General features: G+C 62.0%; 22 protein-coding genes and 1 pseudogene. 8 read left to right on the top strand and 15 right to left on the bottom strand.

The window, feature by feature from the left end; all coding sequences use genetic code 11:
- Nucleotides 1–163: 163 nt before the first annotated feature.
- The 10 genes and pseudogenes from E4P82_RS04810 to rpsF form a co-directional block, all read right to left on the bottom strand.
- Nucleotides 164–943, bottom strand: a complete 780-nt coding sequence (locus E4P82_RS04810) for a hypothetical protein (protein ID WP_169247833.1) — start codon at nucleotides 941–943, stop codon at nucleotides 164–166.
- Nucleotides 940–1,395: pseudogene (locus E4P82_RS23520) on the bottom strand (AAA family ATPase). The gene E4P82_RS04810 and the pseudogene E4P82_RS23520 overlap by 4 nt, the downstream one beginning before the upstream one ends.
- Before the next feature lie 224 nt (nucleotides 1,396–1,619).
- Nucleotides 1,620–2,987 carry a DNA repair protein RadA gene (gene radA, locus E4P82_RS04800; RefSeq protein WP_169247831.1) on the bottom strand — a complete coding sequence of 456 codons (1,368 nt, stop codon included), beginning with the start codon at nucleotides 2,985–2,987 and terminating at the stop codon, nucleotides 1,620–1,622.
- A complete protein-coding gene (gene alr / locus E4P82_RS04795) occupies nucleotides 2,980–4,074 on the bottom strand; it encodes an alanine racemase (RefSeq protein ID WP_169247830.1) in 1,095 nt (364 codons plus the stop codon). Before alr ends, radA begins: the two co-directional genes overlap by 8 nt.
- A complete protein-coding gene (gene dnaB, locus E4P82_RS04790; RefSeq protein ID WP_169247829.1) occupies nucleotides 3,971–5,470 on the bottom strand; it encodes a replicative DNA helicase in 1,500 nt (499 codons plus the stop codon). Before dnaB ends, alr begins: the two co-directional genes overlap by 104 nt.
- A gap of 199 nt (nucleotides 5,471–5,669) precedes the next feature.
- Nucleotides 5,670–6,119: a 50S ribosomal protein L9 gene (gene rplI, locus E4P82_RS04785; RefSeq protein WP_169247828.1), complete on the bottom strand. Its 450-nt coding sequence runs from the start codon at nucleotides 6,117–6,119 to the stop codon at nucleotides 5,670–5,672.
- A gap of 48 nt (nucleotides 6,120–6,167) precedes the next feature.
- Complete coding sequence (locus tag E4P82_RS04780) at nucleotides 6,168–7,079, bottom strand: DUF2232 domain-containing protein (RefSeq protein ID WP_169247827.1); 912 nt, start codon at nucleotides 7,077–7,079, stop codon at nucleotides 6,168–6,170.
- 45 nt (nucleotides 7,080–7,124) lie between these two features.
- A complete protein-coding gene (rpsR, locus tag E4P82_RS04775; protein WP_169247873.1) occupies nucleotides 7,125–7,361 on the bottom strand; it encodes a 30S ribosomal protein S18 in 237 nt (78 codons plus the stop codon).
- Nucleotides 7,357–7,698: a primosomal replication protein N gene (gene priB, locus E4P82_RS04770; protein WP_169247826.1), complete on the bottom strand. Its 342-nt coding sequence runs from the start codon at nucleotides 7,696–7,698 to the stop codon at nucleotides 7,357–7,359. The genes rpsR and priB overlap by 5 nt, the downstream gene beginning before the upstream one ends.
- Before the next feature lie 29 nt (nucleotides 7,699–7,727).
- Entirely contained in the window at nucleotides 7,728–8,126 is a 399-nt protein-coding gene (gene rpsF, locus E4P82_RS04765; RefSeq protein WP_169247825.1) for a 30S ribosomal protein S6, read from the bottom strand.
- Between the two features lie 227 nt (nucleotides 8,127–8,353).
- Between rpsF and E4P82_RS04760 the strand changes: the two genes are divergently transcribed.
- The gene (locus E4P82_RS04760; protein ID WP_169247824.1) at nucleotides 8,354–8,671 is read left to right on the top strand and encodes a hypothetical protein; all 318 of its coding nucleotides are present in this window, start codon (nucleotides 8,354–8,356) and stop codon (nucleotides 8,669–8,671) included.
- A 140-nt stretch (nucleotides 8,672–8,811) separates the two neighbouring features.
- On the opposite strand, the gene E4P82_RS04755 is transcribed toward E4P82_RS04760, so the two are convergent.
- The gene (locus E4P82_RS04755; protein ID WP_169247823.1) at nucleotides 8,812–11,907 is read right to left on the bottom strand and encodes an EAL domain-containing protein; all 3,096 of its coding nucleotides are present in this window, start codon (nucleotides 11,905–11,907) and stop codon (nucleotides 8,812–8,814) included.
- A gap of 53 nt (nucleotides 11,908–11,960) precedes the next feature.
- Nucleotides 11,961–13,085 (bottom strand): ABC transporter substrate-binding protein, encoded by a 1,125-nt coding sequence (locus tag E4P82_RS04750; protein ID WP_169247822.1) that lies wholly within the window; start codon nucleotides 13,083–13,085, stop codon nucleotides 11,961–11,963.
- Between the two features lie 363 nt (nucleotides 13,086–13,448).
- On the opposite strand from E4P82_RS04750, the gene E4P82_RS04745 reads away from it, so the two are divergent.
- The 6 genes from E4P82_RS04745 to E4P82_RS04720 all read left to right on the top strand — a co-directional run bounded on the left by E4P82_RS04745 (nucleotide 13,449) and on the right by E4P82_RS04720 (nucleotide 17,873).
- Complete coding sequence (locus tag E4P82_RS04745) at nucleotides 13,449–14,471, top strand: ABC transporter permease (RefSeq protein ID WP_312914146.1); 1,023 nt, start codon at nucleotides 13,449–13,451, stop codon at nucleotides 14,469–14,471.
- On the top strand, nucleotides 14,468–15,151 hold the full coding sequence (locus E4P82_RS04740; RefSeq protein ID WP_169247821.1) for an ABC transporter ATP-binding protein: 684 nt from the start codon (nucleotides 14,468–14,470) through the stop codon (nucleotides 15,149–15,151). The genes E4P82_RS04745 and E4P82_RS04740 overlap by 4 nt, the downstream gene beginning before the upstream one ends.
- Nucleotides 15,145–16,143 (top strand): hypothetical protein, encoded by a 999-nt coding sequence (locus tag E4P82_RS04735; RefSeq protein ID WP_169247820.1) that lies wholly within the window; start codon nucleotides 15,145–15,147, stop codon nucleotides 16,141–16,143. The genes E4P82_RS04740 and E4P82_RS04735 overlap by 7 nt, the downstream gene beginning before the upstream one ends.
- A 10-nt stretch (nucleotides 16,144–16,153) precedes the next feature.
- Nucleotides 16,154–16,648, top strand: coding sequence for a TlpA family protein disulfide reductase (locus E4P82_RS04730; protein ID WP_169247819.1), 495 nt, complete (start codon nucleotides 16,154–16,156; stop codon nucleotides 16,646–16,648).
- Between the two features lie 74 nt (nucleotides 16,649–16,722).
- On the top strand, nucleotides 16,723–17,358 hold the full coding sequence (locus E4P82_RS04725) for a nitrous oxide reductase accessory protein NosL (protein WP_169247818.1): 636 nt from the start codon (nucleotides 16,723–16,725) through the stop codon (nucleotides 17,356–17,358).
- Nucleotides 17,355–17,873: a nitrous oxide reductase accessory protein NosL gene (locus E4P82_RS04720; RefSeq protein ID WP_169247817.1), complete on the top strand. Its 519-nt coding sequence runs from the start codon at nucleotides 17,355–17,357 to the stop codon at nucleotides 17,871–17,873. Before E4P82_RS04725 ends, E4P82_RS04720 begins: the two co-directional genes overlap by 4 nt.
- Before the next feature lie 43 nt (nucleotides 17,874–17,916).
- Here the strand turns inward: E4P82_RS04720 and E4P82_RS04715 are convergent, their stop codons facing one another.
- Nucleotides 17,917–19,974: an elongation factor G gene (locus E4P82_RS04715; RefSeq protein WP_169247816.1), complete on the bottom strand. Its 2,058-nt coding sequence runs from the start codon at nucleotides 19,972–19,974 to the stop codon at nucleotides 17,917–17,919.
- Nucleotides 19,975–20,074: 100 nt separating this feature from the next.
- A complete protein-coding gene (locus E4P82_RS04710) occupies nucleotides 20,075–21,418 on the bottom strand; it encodes a DUF1015 domain-containing protein (protein ID WP_169247815.1) in 1,344 nt (447 codons plus the stop codon).
- Nucleotides 21,419–21,623: 205 nt separating this feature from the next.
- Here E4P82_RS04710 and E4P82_RS04705 point away from each other — a divergent pair, with 205 nt between their 5' ends.
- Nucleotides 21,624–22,931 (top strand): hypothetical protein, encoded by a 1,308-nt coding sequence (locus tag E4P82_RS04705; protein ID WP_169247814.1) that lies wholly within the window; start codon nucleotides 21,624–21,626, stop codon nucleotides 22,929–22,931.
- Nucleotides 22,932–22,938: 7 nt separating this feature from the next.
- On the opposite strand, the gene E4P82_RS23515 is transcribed toward E4P82_RS04705, so the two are convergent.
- Nucleotides 22,939–23,153: hypothetical protein (locus E4P82_RS23515; RefSeq protein WP_420887063.1), on the bottom strand; the 215-nt coding region annotated here is incomplete at its 5' end.

The raw sequence follows: 23,153 nt of genomic DNA, 5'->3' as shown, positions 1-23,153 counted from the left end.
ATAGGATAAAATAACTGATTCATCAAGCGGTTTCATCACTGCTGGTGATGGTGCCGGCGAAGTGGGCAACACTTCGATTTTCTCATCAGGATAAGTAGTTTTTGCCACCACTGGAGGAGTCTGGAGAGATTCCAATGGTTTTTCCGATGATCCAGCCTCTGGCTCAGCGGGCGAGTCTTGGCTGTTGACAGGAACAGGTCGCACCAATTCCGATGAAGGCGATGACTGAGATTTTTTTTGTTGACATAGGTGCAGGTGTTGTCATACCAACCGATGCCACTATTGAAGCCTGTGATTCGACATCATCGACAATACGCTGATACAGATAAACACTCACCATTCCTCCAAATAAACCCGCCAACAATGCGACTGATAATCCAGAAAAATTAAGCCGTTGTGGATATCCTTTTCCAAATCGACGAGCACCCTTCCATCGCATTATGGAAGATAAAAACCCTTTGGATTCACTCACTGGTAGTGGCTTGATGACCAAAGATCGAGTGGTATCCTTGATCAGATCATCATAGGCTGGTAATCGTTCCATTCTCGTGCTTCGCAGGGCATTGTCTTCATTATTCATGAGATCCGCACGGGCCAGCAATTGTTCAATCATCTTACTCTGGGCAACGCTCCCTGAATGCGTTATTTCCAAAGAGTCGAAATCAACCCCAGGAGATAAATCCATTTGCCTAATCTTAAGGCTCAACTCACTGGCAGCCTCATCGATAATATCCATCGACAGGGTGGTTTGCCCTCTAATTTTAGTGATTAATAATGCATGCTCACAGAGCGTATCGATCAAACGAGGATTACCGCTAGTATAATCGTTAATCCGCTCAACAATGGGTGGTGAAACCAACGAATCCATGATTGGTCCCTCAGCATCATATCGCAATTTTCTGGATATGAAGGCCGCCACATCCGTGGCGATCAAAGGTTTCAAGTAAAATATGAATAGCGTCGGCTACATTGCCACGAAAAAATCTTCGTCTCACTCAAGATCTCTTCCAATACTGGGATTCCACTCAGAACAACTTGTATGGTACGACCTCTTGCAAACTCAAAGCGGGACAAACTGAGCAAGCCATCCAAGGCCTCTTTTTGCAAATGATGCGCATCATCGATTAGCAATACCACTTGGATCGCTCGTGCAATGCAGTCATTCACATATGTTTTTTAGTGCTTCCAGTTTTTCCGGATAACTCCTGATTAGTCGCTATCACTCCTAATTGATCACCAATAATCGTAAGCAGACCATAAAAAATCAAAATTACTTGTATAGCAATAAGCAAACTTGATATTAATTGGCGATTCGCTGATCAGTTTGCGTAATAATATGGTCTTTCCTACACCTGCCTCGCCTGTCAATACTAATAAACGACGATGTTCACGAATACCGTCAAGCAGCCGGATATATGCATCTAAATATGGGGCATTAATGAAAAAAAAACCCTGCGTCCATGGACATCTTGCGTTTAGATACAGGATCCATGGAATTAATTTTCAGAATATCCGTAACATCGATCACGGTCGTATCTCCTTAAGGACTCAACAATCACCGGCTAAAACCAGTGGATTGTGTTTGACGGATTGAAAATCTCCACCAAGCATCCTCAACCTCAAACATCCCCCATCACTTCAACCAAGCGACTGACGCCGCGCACCTCCAGTCCTTCCACCCGTCCGCCGCGTCGGGGCAGATTGGCGCGCGGCACGATGGCCTGCTTGAAACCATGCTTGGCCGCCTCCCGCAGCCGCTCCTCGCCATTGGGCACCGGGCGGATTTCCCCGGCCAGTCCGACTTCGCCGAACACCACCAGATCGATCGGCAGCGGCCGGTCGCGAAAACTCGACAGTGCCGCCAACAACACCGCCAGATCGGCCGCCGTCTCGTTGATCCGTACTCCGCCGACCGCGTTGACGTAGACATCCTGATCGTACATCGCCACCCCACCGTGCCGGTGCAACACCGCCAGCAACATCGCCAAGCGGTTCTGTTCCAGGCCCAGCGTCACCCGGCGCGGGTGGCCACCGTGGCACTCGTCCACCAGCGCCTGGATTTCCACCAGCAGCGGTCGGGTACCTTCGCGGGTCACCATGATCACGCTGCCGGCCACCGGCGTGTCGTGGCGCGACAGAAAGATCGCCGACGGATTGCTGACCTCTTTCAAGCCGCGCTCGGTCATGGCGAACACGCCCAGCTCGTTGACCGGCCCGTAGCGGTTCTTCACCGCCCGCAGCACCCGCAACCGACCGCTGGGATCGCCCTCGAAATACAGCACGGTGTCCACCATGTGCTCCAGCACGCGCGGCCCGGCGATAGCGCCTTCCTTGGTGACGTGACCGACCAGGAACAAGGCCGCGCCACCGGCCTTGGCGTAGCGCACCAGTTGCGCCGCGCTTTCCCGCACCTGCGCCACCGAGCCTGGCGCCGATTGCAGCCGTTCGGTGAACACGGTTTGGATCGAGTCGATCACCATCGCCTGTGGTCGTTCGATCTCGGCGGTAGCCAGAATGCGCTCGACGTTGACCTCCGGCAGCAGCCTCAGCCGGTCGCGCGCCAGCCCCAGCCGCTGCGCGCGCAGACCGATCTGCCGGGGTGATTCCTCACCGCTGACGTACAGCGTCCGGCTGCGCGCTGCCAGCTCGGCTAGCACCTGCAACAACAGGGTAGACTTACCGATGCCCGGATCGCCACCGATCAGTGTCACCGAACCCTCGACCAAGCCACCGCCCAGCACCCGATCCAGCTCACCGTTGCCGCAGGACTGGCGGATTTCCGCCACCGCGTCCACTTCGGCGAGGGTGCGCACCTCCGCCGTCGGACCGGCATAGCCAGCGAATGATGGGTTCTTTCCTCCCGCCGGAGCCGCCACGGCCTCCTGCAGGGTATTCCAGGCCCCGCAGTCACCACACTGACCCGCCCATTTGCTGGCCTGTGCCCCGCACTCGGCGCAAACGTAGACCGTGCGTCCCTTGTTAGCCATCGACCGAGGCCACCGGTAGCACCTCGCGTCGCACCCGTGCCGTGACACCACACAGCAGGGTGTAGGAAATCGTGCCGGCGGCCTGGGCAATCCGCTCCACCGGCAAACCTTCGCCCCACAGCAGCACCGGATCGCCGATCCGTGCCTCGGGATGCCGGCGCAGGTCCAGCGTGATCATGTCCATCGACACTCGGCCGACCAATGCCGCCGCGCGGCCGTCGATCAGCACCGGCGTTCCCGATGGCGCGTGGCGCGGATAACCGTCGCCATAGCCGGCCGCCGCCACACCCACGTCCATGTCCTCGGGACAAAGCCAGGTTCCGCCGTAGCCAACCGGTTCGCCCCGACGCAACCGCTTAATGGCAATCAGTCGCGTATGAAAGCTCATCACCGGACGCAAATCCTCATCGGGCGCCAGGCTATCCACGAAGGGAGAAGCGCCGTACAACATGATGCCCGGCCGTACCCAGTCGAAATGCGTGTTCGGCCAACCCAGAATACCGGCGGAATTGGCTAGCGAGCGTTCGCCCGGCAGGCCGGCGGTGGCAGTCTCGAAGGTGTGGAGTTGCTGGCGGGTGTAGTCGCAATCCCGCTCGTCGGCCCGCGCCAGATGACTCATCATGCCGATTTCCGCTTGCACCGCCGGGCAAGCGCGCAAGCGCTGGAACGCCGCTGAGGTCGTTTCCGGCGCCAGACCCAGACGGTGCATCCCGCTATCGATCTTCAGCCAGACCCGCAGCGGCCGTTCCAACCGGGCGAGTTCCAGCATCCGTAACTGCTCGGGCTGGTGGACGGCGATATCCAGGGCATGCCGGGCGCACCATGGCAGTTCGTCCGCCTCGAACACTCCTTCCAGCAACACAATCCGCCGGTCGATGCCGGCTTCGCGCAAGGCCAGCGCCTCCTCGACACAAGCCACCGCGAAGGCGTCGGCATCCAGCGCGCGGGCGGTTCGGACCAAGCCATGGCCGTAGCCTTCGGCTTTAACGGCGGCCGCCACCCGCCGGCCCGGCGCCGCCGCCCTGACTCGCCGCAGATTGTGAACCAGCGCCCCCAGATCGAGACGCACCGTGGTTGCTCGACTCATAAGCGGAACCTGTCGAATAGAATTCGGGGGCGTAACTCTCGAAACGGGTGTATTGCCCCAAGAAGGTCAAGCGCGTGGTCCCGATGGGGCCGTTGCGCTGTTTGCCGATGATGATTTCGGCGATGCCCTTGTCGGGACTGTCGGCATTGTAGACTTCGTCGCGGTAGATGAAGCAGATCAGGTCCGCGTCCTGCTCGATCGCCCCCGATTCGCGCAGATCCGACATGATCGGCCGCTTGTCGCCGCGCTGCTCCAGCGTGCGGTTGAGCTGCGACAGTGCCAGCACCGGCACCGACAGTTCCTTGGCCAGGCCCTTGAGCGCCCTGGAAATTTCCGAAACCTCGGTGGCGCGGTTCTCGTTGGTGCCCGGCACCTGCATCAGTTGCAGGTAATCCACCACGATCAGGCCCAGTTGTCCTTCCTGCCGATGCAGACGCCGCGCCCGCGCTCGCAGTTCGTTCGGGCTCAGATTGGAACTATCGTCGATGAACAGCCGCGCCTCCGACAACATGGTGACCGCCGAGGTCAGCCGTGGCCAATCCTCTTCCTCCAGCCGTCCGGTCCGCACCCGATGCTGGTCGATCCGCCCCAGCGACGACATCAGCCGCATGATCAGGCTCTCGCCCGGCATTTCCATGCTGAACACCGCCACCGGACACTTGGCTTGAATCGCCGCATACTCGGCGATGTTCATGGCGAAGGCGGTCTTGCCCATCGACGGCCGGCCGGCGACCACGATGAGATCGCCGCGCTGCAAGCCGGCGGTCTTGTCATCGAAATCGGACCAGCCGGTGGGCAGACCGGTGATCGGATTGTCGCGCTGGAACAAGAGATCGATCCGCTCCACCGTGCGCGCCAGCAGATCCTTGATGTCGGCGAAACCCTCGTGGGCGCGAAACCCTCGCTCGGCGATAGCGAACACCTTTTTTTCAGCTTCGTCTAGCAATTCCTTGCTATCGCGACCCTTGGGGTCGTAGGCGTTGTCGGCGATCTCGGTGGCGGAGCGAATCAATTCGCGGCGGATCGCCCGCTCGCGGATGATGTCGGCGTAGGCGCGGACGTTGGCGGCGCTTGGCGTATCCCGCGCCAACACGCCCAGGTAGGCGAAGCCGCCGCCCTCCTCCAGTTCGTTGTGGTCCTCCAACCATTCCGCCAGGGTCAGCAAATCGAACGGCTTACCTTGTTCGGCCAGCCGGCGGATGGCGCGAAAGATCAGCCGGTGATCGGCGCGGTAGAAATCGTATTCATCCAGCCGGTCGGCCACCTGATCCCAGGTGGCGTTATCCAGCATCAGACCGCCCAGCACGGCCTGTTCGGCCTCCAGCGAATGCGGCGGCATCCGCAGCGCCTCGGTGGCGGCGTCCTTACGGTTGGGAAACGGGGAAACGGGCAGCATGACGGAACTCTCGGAAACAACCGGCGATCCGCCGCCCGCCGCTATGGTTCGGCGGCACGGCCACGAAATTCCCGCGAGGGGGGATGAGTGGGCGCAAGACGCCCGATGCGGCGCCGGCCCGCGGACCGGGCCCGCGCGGGAAATGGATGATTTGAGTCTAGTCCAAATCCCCGGCGGGGACGCGCCGATTAGTCGCGGCTCAGGCCTCGGCGATGATGTTGACCCGGATCTGGGTCTTCACTTCGGGGTGCAACAGCAAATCCACATCGTACTCGCCGATCTGGCGAATCGAACCGGTCGACAGCCGGATCTCGTGCTTCTGCAATTCGATTCCGGCGGCCGACACCGCATTGGCGATATCGGCGGCACCGACCGAGCCGAACAAACGGCCTTCGCTGCCGGTCTTGACCGACAAGGTCACGATCAACTCGGCGAGTTGTTCGGCACGGGCCTTGGCTTTGGCCAGCAACTCGGCGGCTATCCGTTCCAGTTCGGCGCGGCGGGCTTCGAAACGGGCGAGGTTGGCCGGGGTCGCCTCGGTGGCCTTGCCCTTGGGGATCAGGAAATTGCGGGCATAGCCCGGCTTGACCTTGATCCGATCGCCCAGACCGCCCAGATTGGTGATTTTTTCCAGCAAAATGATTTCCATCGTCAAACTCCGATGTGCGTTTCGACGCGTAGGGTAAATAAGGTGAGTTCAGGGTTTGCCCGGACGCGGCCGGGCACGGGTCCGAAAATCGGCCCAGGCATCGGCGATGCCCAACGCCATGACCAGTTGCGATAGCAGCGGCACCAGGAACAGGTAAAGCAGCAGCAACCAGGCCGGCGAGAGCCGCAGCTTGAAGACCAGGGCGTGTGCCACGGCGATGCCTTGCACGCTGTAGAGCGTTCCCAGCACCAACACCAGATTGCTCAGGGCCGGCCAGCCGGACAACACCGCCGCGCCGAACAACGCCAGCGCCAGCAACGCCAGCGGACGACCCAGGCGCAACTGATGAAATTCGGGACGAAAACCTCCTGGATTGAACAACAGCGCCTGCCACCAGCGGCCGAGCAGCAATCCCGCCAGCACGAATAACAGCGCCGCGCTGACCACCTGTCCCGGCAACAACGGCGCCCAGCTCCGCAACAGATCCAGCAACTGCTCCAAGGTAGCCCGTTCGCCCGATGGCAACGTCGTCAATCCCTGCCGCAGGCCGTCAAGCGTCTGGCTCCACCAAACCGCCGGGTCGCCTAGCACCAGGTAGAATCCACCCACGCCCAGCAAACCCAGCAGGGCGGCGGCTCGCAGCGTCACGGACAGCGATACCGTGGCTCGCAACAGCGACGCCAGTGCCCATAACGGGATCCAGCAGGCCAGCACCACCGACAGCATCGGCCACATTGCGCCCAGACCCAGCACCAGTCCGGCCAGCGCGCCGGCACCCAACCCGGCCAGCACCGCGAGCAATGCGCCTTCGGCCGCGCCCCGGCGCAAGGTCACCAACGCCACCACCGCGCCGGATACGATCAGGAGTGGTGGGAACAACCAAAACAGCACCGCCGTGGGTGCCGCGATCAGCACCGCTGCGGACCGGCCGCGCATGACGAAGACGGCAATGGATTTCACGCCGGATACCCGCCGCGGCCGGGTCGATCGTCCCGCTCGGCGAACTTAATGCCGGTCGCAGTACGGCAGCAACGCCAGAAAACGGGCGCGCTTGATCGCCACCGAGAGTTGCCGCTGGTAGCGAGCCTTGGTACCGGTGATGCGGCTCGGCACGATCTTGCCGGTCTCGCTGATGTAATTCTTCAGGGTGGCGATGTCCTTATAGTCGATTTCCTTGACGCCTTCGGCGGTGAAACGGCAAAACTTCTTACGACGAAAAAAAAACGCGACATGGGATTCAATCCTCGGATGATTCGTGATCAAGCATCTCAATGCGGGCGGCGTGCAACACCAAACGGTATTCGCCCTCGCGATAATTGGCGCGGCTGACAAAGCCTCGCACCCGCAACCGGGTACCGGCCACCAGCGAGCCAGCAATGCCGGTCAGGGCCTCGCCACAAGCCACCACCGGAATCCGGCAGCGCGCCTCGCGCGAAATACCGGCTTCCACTTGGCCGGAATGGTGTTCCAGCAGGAAACGGCTGATGGGCACGCCCGCTGGCGACTGGCGGGTTTCGCAACTCCCCGCGACCTGACCGACGATGAGCAGACAGTTGTCGGCGGGTGGTGCGGACGGCATGGTAACGCGAGGCCGACACCGGCTCGGGCTCAGGCGGCTTCGTCGTCGGCCTCGACGACATCGTCGGAGTCGTCGCGATCGTCACGATCGCCACGATCGCCACGATCGTCGCGCGACCTGACCAGCGGCGACGGTTCGACTTCCGGGCCATCCCGCTCGATGATCAGGTTGCGAATCACGGCATCGTTGAAGCGGAAGGCGCTCTGCAACTCTTCCAGCACCGCCAAGCTGCACTCGACGTTCATCAATACGTAGTGCGCCTTGTGGATCTTATGGATGGGATAGGCTAGTTGTCGCCGACCCCAATCCTCCAGGCGGTGAAGATGGCCACCATCCTCTTCGACCATCGCGCGATAACGCTCGATCATCGCCGGCACTTGTTCGCTCTGGTCGGGATGGACCAGAAACACGATTTCGTAATGTCGCATTGCGGCTCCTTACGGATGTATAGACAGCCTCCCGAGAACCGGTGAGGCAAGGAGTCGCGGTCCAAGCGGACCGCAAGGGGTAGGTATTCTAGGAGGAAAGGCCAGGGGACGCAACGACGGGAGCCGCCCAGCGATTCGCCTGGATGAAACGGACCCGGTCCGGTTTGCCGTTGCCAAAGCAAGTCCAGCCGAATAAGCTGCGATCAGTCAATCACCTGAAATTATCCATGCCGCTGCGACGCTTCCCTCATCCCCACAAGGCGAATGCCGCCTTGACCCTGCTAGCGATTCTGTCGCTGCTGTTCGGACTGACGCTGGCGGACTCGGCGTGGCGCTCCCGGCCGACGGCTCGCGCCGCCGACCGGGCGCTGGTCCGCGAACTGGGTTTGACGGACCTCAGCCTGTTCACCGAGGCCCGCTACACCCGCCACCCGGCCCAGGCCGACCGGCACAGCCCGTTTCAGGATCATCCGGCGGCACTGGACCATTTTCCCAGCGGCGCGCTGCTGCCTCCTCCACCTAGCCTGACCTTGCCCTCCCGCTGAGCGGCGGGAATTTCCCATCATCCCGATCCGGCTTGACCATGTTCGGTTGATCAGCAGCGTAACCCAGTACCCCGGTTTGTCGCCGAACGACAGGGCAACTAAAAATAATGCCCTTTCGCACCGGTCGCTTCACACACCAGTCAAGCCGAGCACGCACCTGGGTCAAGCTCGTAAGACGCGCTCGCCAACCAGTTGACCAACTCCTCAACGGGCATGGGGCGGCCGAAGAGATAGCCTTGGGCCAGATCGCAGCCCTGTTCCAGCAGGAAATGGCGTTGATCCTCGGTCTCCACTCCTTCGGCCACCACCACCATATTCATCTGATGACCGATGGCGACGATGGTGGCAACCAAGGCACGGTCGTCAGGATCGATGGCCAGGTCGCGCACGAAGCCCCGATCAATCTTCAGGGCGGTCAGCGGCAAGCGCTTGAGGTAGCTCAGGCTGGAGTAGCCGGTGCCAAAGTCGTCGATGGCCAGCCCAACCCCCAATTGCTTCAGGGACCGCAGCGTATCCTCGGTCTGCGCCCCAAGCTCCAGCAAGGTGGATTCGGTCAGCTCCAGTTCCAGGACATGTGGCGGCAGACCATGGGCCTCCAGCAAACCGCAAATCCGCTCGACGAGACCCGGCTGGCGGAAATGGCGGGCGGCCAGGTTGACCGCGACGACCAACGGCGGCCAGCCCTCTCCGCGCCAAGCAGCCAGTTGCCGGCAGACCTCGGCCAGCATCCAGTCACCGAGCGTGATGATGAGATCGCTGGCCTCCGCCACCGGGATAAACTGGTCCGGTGGGATCAGGCCGCGCTCGGGGTGGAACCAGCGCATCAGGGCCTCGGCCCCGACCAAGGCTTGGTCGCCCAACCGCACCTTGGGTTGGAAATAGGCGCGCAGGTGGCCAGCGGCGATGGCGCCGCGCAGATCCGTCTCCAGTATCAGTCGCTCGACGAGCGCGGCGTTCATTGCCTGATCGTAGAGCACGCGGGTGTTGCGCCCGTCCTGCTTGGCTCGGTACAGGGCAGTGTCGGCGTTTCTCATCAGTTCGGCGAAGTCGATGCCGTCGTGCGGGTAGAGAGCGATACCGATGGAAACGGTGACCTGCAAGGAGTGGCTGGCCACGGTGAACGGCTGGCAAAACGCCGCCAGGATCTTACCAGCCACCCGCAATGTCCTCTCCTGGTTGACCTCGGGCAACAGCAGTACAAATTCGTCACCCCCCAGCCGACAGACCGTATCCTCGGTCCGGGTAAGCGCCTTAAGGCGCTCAGCGACCTGGATCAGCAGATCGTCGCCCTCGGCGTGACCGAGCGAATCGTTGACTTCCTTGAAGCGGTCCAGATCGAGAAATAGCACCGCCAAGGTATCGTGATGCCGCTTGGCCAGCGCCAGCGCCAGTTCGGCTCGCTGTGCCAGCAGTGCCCGATTGGGCAGATCGGTCAGCGTGTCGAAAAAGGCCAGACGCTCAATGCGCTTCTCGGCAACCTTCGAGGTGGTGATATCGGTGGCAATGCCTACGTAGTGGGTCACTCGACCGGCCGTGTCCCGCACCGCCCCCAGGCTGGCCAACATCGCACGGTGTTCGCCGTCCTTGCATCGGCTCCAGAACTCACCCTGCCATGCTCCCTCGTGTAAAACGGTCTGCCACAGGGTTGCAAAATAGGCCTCCGGCTGGCTGTCGGCCCACAGCAGGTGTGGGGTTTGCCCCCGCACCTCCGCTTCGGTATAGCCGGTAATCGTGGTGAAGGTCGGGTTGACGGCAACGATTCTTCCTTCGGAATCGAGTACCAGAATGGCGTCCTGGGCCGCCTCGAACACCGCCTCCGCCAACCGCTGGTGCGCTTCCGCCCGCTTGCGCTCGGTGATGTCGCGGCCGGTACCGCGATAGCCGACAAACCGGCCGGCGGCATCGAACCGCGGTTGACCGTTGATGCTGAACCAGTGTTCGGCATCGTCGTTCAGGTACCGTCGGTACTCGAAGTCCCGAAACGGTTGGTGAGCTTCCAGCATGGACCGGTGCTCCGCCCACTGTTCGGCCGTCATGTCGATGGGTATTTCCCAGCGGGTCTTACCCAACAATGCGGGGAGAACGATGCCGGACTGCTCCAGACAGTGCGTCGCGTCGCCCGTGGAAAAATAGGTGAATCGAAATTGCTCGTCCTGCTCCCAGAACCAGTCCGACGCCATGGCCGACAGGTCGCGAAACCGTGCTTCGCTGGCGAGAATCGCTTGTTCGCGCTGGTGAATGGCATCCGACATACGCTGAAGACCGTTCGCCAAATCGGCGAATTCCACGATGCGGGAGGTTGGCCACGGACGGTCGTAGTCACCTCTGGCAATCGCGCCGGTTTGCTCAACGTAATCGGCGAAGCGCTTCGAACAAGCGCGGGCCAGCACCGATCCGGCCAAAATCGCCAGTAGTAGCGCCCCCCCCACACCAACGACCATCACCGACAGTATGGTCGCGACCTGCTGAAATATCTCGCGTTGCGGCTGGGCGATCAGAACGATCCAATCGACCCGTGGAACTCCGACCACGGTTCCAAGCAACGCCTCGCCCTCGAATTCGAAACCCTGGGTCGAGAACTGGCCATGCAATGCCTCGCGGACGATGGGTAGGTGACTCAAGTTGAGTTGCTGGCCACCGAAGGCACGCCCGGAATGAGCGATAACCTGGCCGCGATGGTCGAGAATCAATGCAAGCAGGTCCGATTGGCCGGGCAAGCCGTTCAAGAAGGCGGCAAGCGGCTCGATGGCGATCTCACCGACGACCCCCTGATTGTTGACCGGAACCGCCAGCGCCACCGCCAAACGTCCCGTTACGACCGACAGAAAAACCTCGGACCAAACCCGTTCACCCAGCGTGCGCGTCCGGCGCAAAAAATCGCGCTGGGATAGATCCAGCCCGATCAAATCCTCGCGCCGACCCCGCTGAGTCTCGGGTAAACCCACGGAATGCACCCTATCGGCTGAATTGAACATGTAGATCGCCTCGAACACCTCGCCTGTGCCGACATGCGCGTCGAGCAGCGCAAACCAGTAGGGGGTGGGGCGATAGCCCAAGCCACGCCATAGTCCGGCGACCGCGTCGAGCTGGCGCTGGACACCGAACAGGTAGGTCTCAATCTGACCGGCCACGGCCCGGGCCAGCGCTTGGTGGCGCGTTTCGAAGTCGGCACGGATGAGGGGCACCAACCACAGCCACACCAACATGGCGACCACAGTCAAGGGCAATGCAGCCACCCACACGAACCGCAGCGTCAACCACCACCGGAGAGATTGCCTCCGCACAAACTTCACTCGACCCTGACGAACCGACCGCCGCGCACGACGGAGATAAACGTTTCGCGTTTCGTGTCGCCGTACTCATCGAAATACACAAGATGCTGGACCCCCTCGAACCGGCGCACCGCCTGAACAACCTCCTTGAGGCTCTGCCCGGACCGGCGCTGGGCGAGCGCGTCCATAACCACATTGGCGGCATCGAACCCTGCTGTACCCGCGAAACCGGGCTCCTGATCGAAACGATCTCGATAGCGCTGACGAAATGCCCGATAACGTGGCACGATGCTGTTGCGATCAAAAAATTGCGTCATGATCACGCCCTCCACCGCCTTGCCGCCCAGCTCGATCAACTGTTCGGTCGCCCCCCATTCGGCGATCACGATGGGCACATGGGCATTGAGCTTGCGGATTTGCTGGCACAACAGCGCCGTGTCCACCGCATTGGCGACGATCAGCACCTCATCTGGCTGGGTCGCGAGCAAATCGCGGGCGATGGGCAAAAACGGAGTGTCGCCCGCCGATTTGAAACCAAGCACCTGAATGACCGCGCCGCCATTTTTGGTCAAGGTATCGCGAAACCCATGGAGCCAGCTTATCGTATATGATTGGTTGCTCAGATCGTAAGCCGCCGCCACGCGCCGCAAGTGCCTCTGGTAAATGGCCACCTTGGTTGCATATTCCCGGGCGGAGGAACTTACGCGAAAGAAGTAATCGTCCTGGTGAGAGAGGTCGTCGGTCGCAACGGTCGGGCTCATAAGGAGCATCCCAGCCTCGTTGGCGATAGGCACCATGCGCGCCGCAATAACGCTGGTCATTGGTCCGACGATGGCGGCAACACCCCGATCGATCAGTTCCCGCGTCACCCGCTCGGCCACTTCCGGGTTCTGCTCGTCGTTCCTCATGATCAGTTCCACCTTGTGTCCCGCCACGCCACCGGCCTGGTTGCGCAACTCCACGGCAAGCAAGGCGCCGTTGCGCCCAGCGATGCCGAGATCGGCAACCCGCCCGGAGGTACCGCCCACGAAGCCGATCTCGATCGGTTCCAGTTTCGAGCAACCGCCTAACACGATCATCAAACCAAACAGAATCGCGCCCAGCCTTGTCCAGACTCCGATCTGCCACCGCTCAATACCCATTTGAGATCAGTCCTATATTTCGTCCGTATCCCCACGAGTACTCAAACCAGCGGGTAGCTCACTCGAAAATCACCCTGGCTAGTGTAGGCATTATAGAATGTGGAGATACTTGCACAGGGTAGCGAGATGCCGAGCCGAAGTGAAAACAACATCTTCCTTTCTGAGAATTGTCAATGCCGGTCGAGGCCGGTTAATGCGATTGTCACGCTACGTCACCGCTTCTATTCCCCACCGCTGCCGATTCCGCCATGCGCGCCTTGCTCGAACGGCAAAAATACCTGATCGACTACACCCTAGCCGCCCTGCTGCGACGTAAAACCCGTAACCTCGGCCTGCTGCTGGTTTATACCCTACTGGTGTTTTTTGTTCGCCTCGGTGCTGCTGCTCAGTCAAGGATTGCGGCGGGAAGCGACGCTGCTGCTGCAAGACGCCCCCGAGGTGGTCGTACAAAAGTTGATTGCCGGCCGCCACGATCCGTTGCCGGCGGCCTGGCTGGATACCTTGCGGCGAATTCGCGGGGTCAGTTCCGCGAGAGGTCGGCTGTGGGGTTACTACTACGATCCGGCGATCAAGGCCAATTACACGTTGATGGTCGCGCCGGAACGCGGACTGGCGGCGGATGAAATCGTCGTCGGCGCGGCGCTGGCCCGAATCCGCCAGATCGGCGTCGGCGACTATCTCAGCCTGCGTGCCGCCGACGGCCGGCCGCTGTCGCTGCACATCGTCGGCGTGCTGGATTCCGCCTCGGAGCTGCTGGGCGCCGACCTGCTACTGCTGTCCGAAACCGGCTTTCGCCAACTGTTCCAATTGCCGCCGGAGGTCTACACCGACGCCGTGCTGACGGTGCGCAACCCGCGCGAGGCGAGCACCGTGGCCGGCAAGATCGCGCTCGCCCTACCCGCCAGCCGGCCGATTTTGCGCGCGGAAATCCTGCGCACCTACGACGCCGTGTTCCACTGGCGCGAGGGAATGGTGTTCGTCGCGCTGGGTTCGCTGCTGCTGGCCTTTCTGATCCTGGCCTGGGACAAGGCCGCCGGGCTGAGCGCCGAGGAAAAACGGGAAATCGGCATCCTCAAGGCCATCGGCTGGGAAACCGGCGACATCCTGCGCATGAAATTATGGGAAGGCACGCTGCTATCGCTGACCGCGTTTCTGGTCGGCTATCTGCTGGCCTGGTGGCAGGTGTTCCACGGCGGCGCGCGGCTGTTCGCGCCGGTACTCAAGGGTTGGGCGGTGCTGTATCCCGACTTCCGATTGACGCCGGCGGTCGATTTACAACAGATCCTCGTCCTGCTGGCGGTCACCGTGCTGCCCTATATCGTCGCCACCCTGATTCCCGGTTGGCGGGCGGCGATCATCGACCCCGACGCGGCGATGCGCGGATGATCGCATTGCACGAAGTCAGCAAGGTATTCAACCAGGGTCAGCCCAACGAATGCCGGGCGCTGCGCGAAGTCAGTCTGCGCTTGGAACGCGGCGGCATTACCGTATTCAAGGGGCCAAGCGGGTCCGGCAAAACCACGCTGTTGACCTTGATCGGTTGTCTGGCGCGACCCACCGCCGGGCGGATCACGCTCGACGGCCGGCTGTTGTCCAACCTGCCGGAGCGGTTTCTGACCGAGGTGCGGCGGCACACCTTCGGCTTCGTGTTCCAGCAGTTCAATCTGATTCGGGGGTTGACGGTACTGGACAACGTCATGCTGCCGGCCTATCCGCTGGGTAAACCGCATCGCGAATTGCGGGATGGCGCGCGGGCGTTGTTGGATCGTTTCGGGCTGGGCGCGAAGGCGGACAGCCGGGTCGAATGGCTGTCCGGTGGCGAGGCGCAACGCACCGCGCTGGCCCGCGCCCTGATCAACGATCCGGCGGTGCTGATCGCCGACGAACCAACCGCCAACCTCGATAGCGCCTTGTCGCGGGAGGTGCTGGCGCTGCTGGGCGAACTGGCAACGCAAGGGCGAACCGTGCTGATCAGCAGCCACGATCCCTTGGTGTTCGAGGCGGTTCAGGTGGACCGAATCATCGAACTGCACGACGGGCGCATGGTTGGGGACTCGCGATGCTGATCACCCCCGCCATCGTCGCCCTGCAACTTATCGCCCTGAGTGTCGCCGGCACGGTGCTGCTGGCCGCCGGCTTCGCCTGGAAGATCCTACGCCACTGGAACATCCACAGCGGCAGCGAATTACAGCTGAGGCTGGAACGACGGACCTATCTGATTTCCACCTTGCTCGGCTTTGCCCTGGGCGCGGAATTGCTGTCGCTGCTGCTGTTCGCGCAGACCGCCGAAAGCCTGTCCGGCCAGTTCGTCGGCGCGATGTGCGCCACCGGCGTGCTGAACGTCAATCCTTTCGGTTTCCCGACCCTGCTGCTGAAGATCGCCCTGTTTTTCCTGGCGGCGCTGTGGCTACTACTCAATCGGGTGGACAATCGGGGCTACGATTATCCGCTGGTGCGAGTGAAGTACGGGTTGTTGCTAGCGCTGGCGCCGCTGGCGCTGCTGGAAGGAGCGGTGCAAACCCGCTTTTTCCTGGGACTGGAACCGGAGGTGATCACCTCCTGCTGCGGTTCGCTGTTCAGCGCGACGGGCCAGGGCGTGGCGGCTGAATTGGCCGGTCTCCCAGCGCGCCCGGCACTGGTGCTGTTTTATGCGATGTCAGGGCTATTGCTGGTCATGGAGTTGGCGTTTCGGCGCTGGCCCCAACTGGGACCATTGTTCGCCGCCACCAATTTGCTGGCCTTCACTGTCACCATTGCCGGCATCGTCGCCTTCCTGTCGCTGTACGTGTACGAAAATCCTAATCATCACTGCCCATTCTGTCTGTTGAAAGCGGGTTACGATTACGTCGGCTATGCGCTGTATCTGCCGCTGTTCGCCGCCACCGCCGCCGGTATGGGCGCCGGCATCATCGCTCCGTTCCACCGAATCGTCAGTCTGCAAGCGACGATTCCAGGCGAAATGCGGCACCTGACCGGACTGGCGCTGACGGGATTCGGGGTGTTCTACGGACTGGCGACGTGGCTGATACTACGGTCGAATTTGATTTTGCTGGGATAACCGAACGATCATGAATCCATTGCGAATACTCCCTTTTCTACTCCTGTCGGTCCTGCTGACCGGCTGCGAGCAAAACGTCACCGCCGCCAAAACCGATTCTCCCGCCCCCGCCTTCACCCTGGAGCGGCTAGACGGTCCCGCCGTCCATTTCCCCGAACAGTATCGCGGCCAAGTGGTCGCCATCCGCTTCTGGGCCGACTGGTGCCCGTATTGCCACGCCGAAATGCAGGCGCTGGAACCGGTTTACCGCCAGTACCGCGACCGGGGACTAGCCATTCTCGCCGTCAACGTGCTGCAACCGCTGGAAACGGTGCGGCCCTTCGTCCAGGGACTCGACATTTCCTACGAGGTGCTGCTGGATCCGCAAGGCGCGGTGACCCGCGACTATCGGGTCATGGGTCTACCGATGACCTTCATCGTCGACCGGCAGGGCGTCATCCGCGCCCGGATCGTCGGTGAATCCACGCCAGAGGTGTTCGAACGAGCGATCGCCACCCTGCTATGAGCATTCTCAAAGCGCTTCGTGCTGCCCTGTCTTAGAATGCCGTTCTTAAAACCACAAATGGAGTCCTGTAATCCATGAGCGATCCCATCCACACTGAACGCCGTCAGGTTCTGCGCCTTCTCGCCGCAGCGGGTGCCGTGGCGAGTACCGCCGCTCTAAGCCCGGTGGCACATGCCACCCAATGCGCGGACGACGGCACGCCCCTGCAATTCGCGCCCAAGACCCAGCCGGACCCCAATCCGCTGGAAAACGAACTGGGCAAATATCCCAAATGCCCCTATTGCGGCATGGATCGGCGCAAGTTCCATTACAGCCGTCATCTGGTTCATTACCAGGACGATCTGGTGGACGCCACCTGTTCGCTGCACTGCACCGCACTCAGCCTGGCACTGAACATGGATCGGGGACCCAAGGCCATCTACGCCGCTGACTACGGCGCCACTGCTGAGCCGAAACCGCTGGTGGATGTCGACAAGGCGATCTATCTGGTCGGCTCGAAGCTGCCGGGGGTCATGACCAAACAGAGTAAGGTCGCCTTCAGCTCCCGACCGGCGGCGGAAGCGGCCAAGGCCGCGCAGGGTGGAGAGCTGGGCAATTTCGACGCCGCCTTGCGCGCTGCCTATCTGAGCATGGCCAGCGATACCGCGATGATCCGCAAAAAGCGGGCGGAACGGCGGCAGCACGCCGGACAGGCCGGAACTGGGCAGTGAAGCGCTCCCTTCGCCTTGGAACGAGAGGTGTAATTCACAGGCTGGCGGCATGGCTGCTGATCTTCAGTCTGTCGTCGGTCTGGGCCGAATCTTTGCAACTGCCCGCGCCCGGTCCCAAGGACACCTGCCCGGTCTGCGGCATGTTCGTCAGCCTTTATCCCGACTGGGTAGCGACGGTGGTGTACCAGGACGGTCACGCCCACCACTTCGACGGTGCCAAGGATCTGTTCAAGTACCTGCTGAACCTGCCGAAATACGCGCCCGGTCACAATCGGGACGACATCACCCGCATCGGCGTGACCGAGTACTACGGTCTGAGTCGGATTGACGCCCGCGCCGCCTGGTACGTGATCGGTTCCGACATGCTCGGCCCGATGGGCCACGAACTGGTGCCGCTCGGCAGCGAAGAAGAGGCCAAGGATTTCCTGCGTGATCATCGGGGCCGGCGGATCGTCCGTTTCGACGACGTCACGCCGCTGCTGCTGGAACAACTCGACCAGGGAAAGTTCGATTGATGGTCAACCGGTGCTGCGGAGTCTCTTGCTACGCCAAGCTGGCTCAACCGACGTCGAAACGGTCGAAGCGCATGGTGAACTGACCTCGGCCGTGGGTCATGCCGCGCAGATCGGTGATGTAACCGAGCAGCCGGTCCAGGGCGCAATCGCAGTGGATCGCCGTCACTTCGCCCAAGCTGGTGGTATCCCGGATCGCCGCCCGACGGGACTGCAAATCGCCCAGCACCGCGCCGACGTCGCTTTCGGGCACCACCACCTCGGTAGCCATGATCGGCCGCAAGATCAGCCCACCAGCCCGCGTCAACGCCTTGCGGGTCGCTTCCGCCACCGCCACCCGCAACGCCTGCGGGCTGGACAAGGCACCAAACAGCTCTACTTCCAGCACCCGCACCGCCAGATCTCGTAAGGGCGAGCCGGTGCTTGGGCCGTTGGCCAGCACGTCCTCGACGGCACCAGTAATGGCTTCCCGCTGGGCCGGATTCAAGTCCACCCCTTCCGGCCGCAATCGCGGTTCGGCACCGATGGTGGTGCCGGCCCCGCGCGGCAACGGTTCCACCGCCACTCGCGCCCATGCCTTCATTTCCAGTTTCTTGCCATCGGGCTGTTCGATCACCCGATGAAACAGATTATCGGCCTCGGCCGCCTGGGTGACCGTCTCGCGCAGCACCACATCGGGATGGCCGACCCGGATGTTGACGTTAAACTCCCGTCGCAGCCGTTCGCCGGCAATCTGCAAGTGCAGCTCGCCCATGCCACGCAGCACGCGCTGGCCGGTCTCCTTGTCCTCTTCGACCCGCAGGGTCGGATCTTCCTGCTGCAATTTGTCCAGCGCCTCCAGCAATTTCTCTTCATCGGCACTGGACTGGGGCTCGATCGCCAACCCCAGCACCGGCTCTCGGGTCTCGATGCGCTCCAACCATAGCGGGTGCTCCGGCGCGCACAGGGTATCGCCGGTGGTCGCCCAACGCAGCCCGGCCAACAGCACGATCTGCCCAGCGCTCACCTGATCCAGCCGCGCCTTGTGGTTGGCGTCCACCTCGAACAGCCGCGCCACCCGTTCCTGACGCACCGCGCCGTCCGGGCCGGGAATCGCCACCTCGTCACCGGCCTTCAAGATTCCTCGATACAACCGGGCGAATACATGGCGGCGGCCTTCCCACATTTGCACCTTGAACGCCAGCGCCGCCAGCGGACCGGTTGGGTCCATCGCCACCCACTCCTCGCCGCCATCGGCGCGATGCGCCAGGCTTGGAGGCCGCTCGGGCGGAGCCGGCAACAGCCGCACCACCCCATCCAGCAACGGCTGCACACCTTGATTGCGCAGGGCGCTGCCGGCGAAACAGGGGCAGATCCTGCCGGCCAGCGTGGCCTGACGCAGCGCCGCCCACACCGCCGCCGGTTCCGGTTCCTGCTCGGTCAATACTTGCTCGGCCAGCGCTTCGTCCATCTCCGCCGCCGCCAGCAGCAGGCTTTCCCGCCAAGGTTGCGCCCACTCCCAAGTCGCCGGGTCGCAGGCTTCGCTCTCCACCTGCTCACCACGCTCGCCACTGAAGCGCAACCGGGTGCGGTCAAGCAAATGGACGACCGTGCCATCGTGGTCGGGCAACGGCACCGTCACCGCCACCGCTTCCACGCCCAAGCGCTCATGCACCGTCGCCAAGGCGCGGCCGAAGTCGGCGCCGGGCCGATCCAGCTTGTTGACGAAAAACAGGGTCGGCAGGAGAAAACGAGTGCGCTGACGCCAGACGGTTTCGGTCTGCGGTTCCACGCCGCGCACCCCGTCCAGGACGATCACGCAACCGTCCAGAACCCGCATCGAGCGCTCGACTTCGATGGTGAAATCCACATGGCCCGGCGTATCGATCAACTGGATCAGGTGATCCCGCCACGGCAAGCGGGTCACGGCGGCGGTGATGGTGATGCCGTGCTCCTGCTCTTCGGCCATGTAATCCATGTGGGCCGCGCCTTCGTGGACCTCGCCGATCTTGTGAGAGGCGCCGGCGTAGTACAGCATCCGCTCGGTCAGCGTGGTCTTGCCGGCGTCCACATGCGCGGCGATGCCGATGTTGCGAACCCAATTCAAGTCCGGGGCCTTGGACATTGCAAACTCCTCGTCAACCAAGCATCAGCTTATGCGGCAGGGCACAGGATGCCAGTCTTCAACTGTCCAAGCCTGTCCCCCATCCTCGTTCTTCGATCCATCAGGGTACGATTCGCCGGCACTCCAGATAGAAGCGCTTCTCGTCGGCCTCGCCCATCGAGAAGGTTTTACGCGGCAGGGCACCATCGCGGATGATGGTGCGGAAAAAGTCGTCCTTGGCCAGCGCCGGCAGATGGAAGCCGATGTTGCCGGGCTGGGCGCCGAGTTGCTCCAAAGTGTCCTCGCCATGGATGTAATCCAGCCGAGTGCCGGGCTGGTCCGCCAGATAGCGATCCAGGAACGCTTGCAAGGTGGCGACCGGTAGGGTCAGAGACGACCGTTCGATCGCCAGCACGCCGTAACGCTCCCCCGCCACAAAACCAATCGCATGGCGGTCGGGCTGCCCCACCTCCGCCGCGCGCTGCCGCGCGGCGGCCCAGCTCGGGCTTTCGAGCACCGTCAGCGACGAACCTTGCGTCTGGCAAAACGTCGCCAGCGCTGCCAGCAGCCGTTCGGCATCCACCGCGAACGCCACTCGATGGATCGCCTCGAACTCAAGACCCTCGTCGTGCAGGTTGACCAATTCGACCAGGGCATGGCGGGCGGGATGGTTCATGATCGCCGCCGGATCGGGCGCGGTGCGTTTGAGGTTCTCCCAGATCTGCTTGGCGGTGGCGAAGGAGTGGTTGCCGTCACCCATGGCGTACAGCAGAACCGGTTCGTCGGTCACGCCGTAACGCTCGGCGAACAGCGTCGGATCGGCCAACCGCGCGAGTTGCTCGACCACCCACTGCACCAGCAGCGGATGCCCCAAGCGCCAGCCACGTACCCGGCCACTGTTCAGCATCAGCGGAACGTCGTACAGAGGCTCCAGCGGTTCGAGGAACAGCGGATCGAGAACCAGGTGTTGCGGGTCATCGATCAGCACCATGACATGCGGCAACTCCAGCGGCGCGCGCTCCCGCACTCGCACTCGCGGCGGCAAGCGCTCCAGGATGGTGCCCTCGGTCGGACGAATCAGCGTCTTGGCGCCAGGATTGAAATCGTAATGCTCCAAATCCAGGGCCGCGATCAGTCCCCGGCGGGTTCGGCCACGCGCCGTCTCCCGCTCCACCAACACCAGACCCGGCGGTTGCGGCGCCAGTACCCCATCGGCCAGATAGCGACGCATGGTGTCCTGAATGGTTTGAATCCGCGCGGCCTCGTCGGCGGCGCCGAGATACACCTCAGGCAGGATCAGCCGCAACGTGGAGGGCGCCTCCCCCACCAGCGCCTCGACCCGTGCCCAGTAATCCGGCTGCGAGGTGTACTGGTCGCAAGCGACCACCGCCCAGCGAGTGAGGTCTGTCTCCACTCGGGGCAGCAGAAGAGTCGGAATCTGTAGAGCGATCTGCGCGAAATTCATGGACAGCCTCTTTGATAGGGGTGGCGGCGGCAACTCCGGCCAACGCGCCGGCGGTGCGCTCGCAAGCTTAACAAATGGTCCGAATCGAACAAACCATCCTCATGCCGTCCAGCAAGCTGGTCGGCGGCGGGGTATCATTTGACCATCGAACCATGGCCGCCGCGCCACCAACATCCCGCAACCCGCAACCCGCAAGGTATCCGTCATGCGCAAGCTGATGAAAATCGTGGTCGCCCTCCTCATCGTCCTGATCCTGATCGCCGGCGGTGTGGGCGGTTACCTGTGGTACGACACCAAACAGCACGTCGATCAATTCGTGATGATGGCCAAGCCATTCGCCGAAATCAGTTACGGTGGCATCGAAGTCTCGCCGGCCGGATCGCTGGGAGTCACGCGGCTACGGATCTCGCCCAACATGGTGAACGATGTGATCACCATCGGCGCCATTCGGATGCATGCCCCCAACATTCTGGCCCTACTGAAAACCCGTTGGCAACTGAGCCAAGCAGAACTACCCGGCGCGTTGTCGCTCTCCGTACGCGAATTCGAGCTTCCCTTGCACGGCGGCATTCTCGGCGCGTCGCCGCCGTCTTCCCAACAAAGTGGCCCGCTTGAAGATCTGGATGCTCTGGGGTGCGGGCAGGTCGCGCATCTTGGCGGCACCGAGTGGCAGGAGATGGGTTACGATCATTTCATCGGCAACGTCGAAATTGGTTACCACCTCGATGCCGCTCGCAACGTATTGGCGGTTCGGGTAGACAGCAACACTCGGGATTGGGCGACGCTGAACATGGACATCGGCTTCGCCATCCCCGGTTCCGTACGCTCCATCACGGAATTGGCCGCCCAAACCAAACCCAGACTGGCCAGCCTGAACGTCACGATCCAGGATGACGGTTTCAACCAGCGCAGAAACAACTACTGCGCCGCCAAGGCCGGCAAAACCATCGACGACTACCTCGCCAACCATGTGCGGTTGCTGGTCGAACGCCTGGGCGCCAACGGCATCAATCCAGGTCCGGGACTGGTTGCGGCCTACCGGAAATTTCTTGTCGATGGCGGGCGGATCACGCTCACCGCCACGCCTCCCGCGCCCATCGACCCCACCGAGCTTCAGCATTACACCGCCGAAGACGTCATCAAACTGCTGGGTCTGAAAATGCAGGTCAATGGCGAGGCGGTCGCCGATTTGTCCGCAAGCTGGGACAGCGCCAAGATTGCCCGCGCCCTGGGGGCCGAACCGCAACCGGAAAAATTGGTGGAGGAAGCCGCGCCGGCCCCTGCCGAACAGGTCGTCATGATCCAGAAGAGCTACCACCCGACTCCAGTCGGCGAACTTGGTCAACACGTCGGTAAAATCGCCAAGCTGAAAACCGCCACCGGCGCCACCTTCAAAGGGCAGTTGGAAGCAGTCGCGGAAGGGATCGTCAAGATCAAGATTCGCAAATCCGGCGGCAGCGTGACCTTATCCCTGCGAACCAACGAGATCGACTCGGCGCAGGTGATTTACTGAGCGCAGTTCATCGTTCCAATCCGCGCCCGCCAATTACAGCGGGCGAATCCGTATTTCTTTGTTGTGATGTGAGGTGAGGTATGGTTTCAATCCGCGCCCGCCAATTACGGCGGGCGAATCCAGCATCAAACGACATTTGACGCGCCTCTTTAGCGGTTTCAATCCGCGCCCGCCAATTACGGCGGGCGAATCGCATCGGTACGACGAAATACGGCTGCGGGT

It is taken from the genome of Candidatus Competibacter phosphatis (genome assembly GCF_012939995.1).
Taxonomy (GTDB): Bacteria; Pseudomonadota; Gammaproteobacteria; order Competibacterales; family Competibacteraceae; genus Competibacter; species Competibacter phosphatis.
Note: the sequence above shows the minus strand (reverse complement) of the source record. Positions and strands in the feature narration are given on the sequence as shown.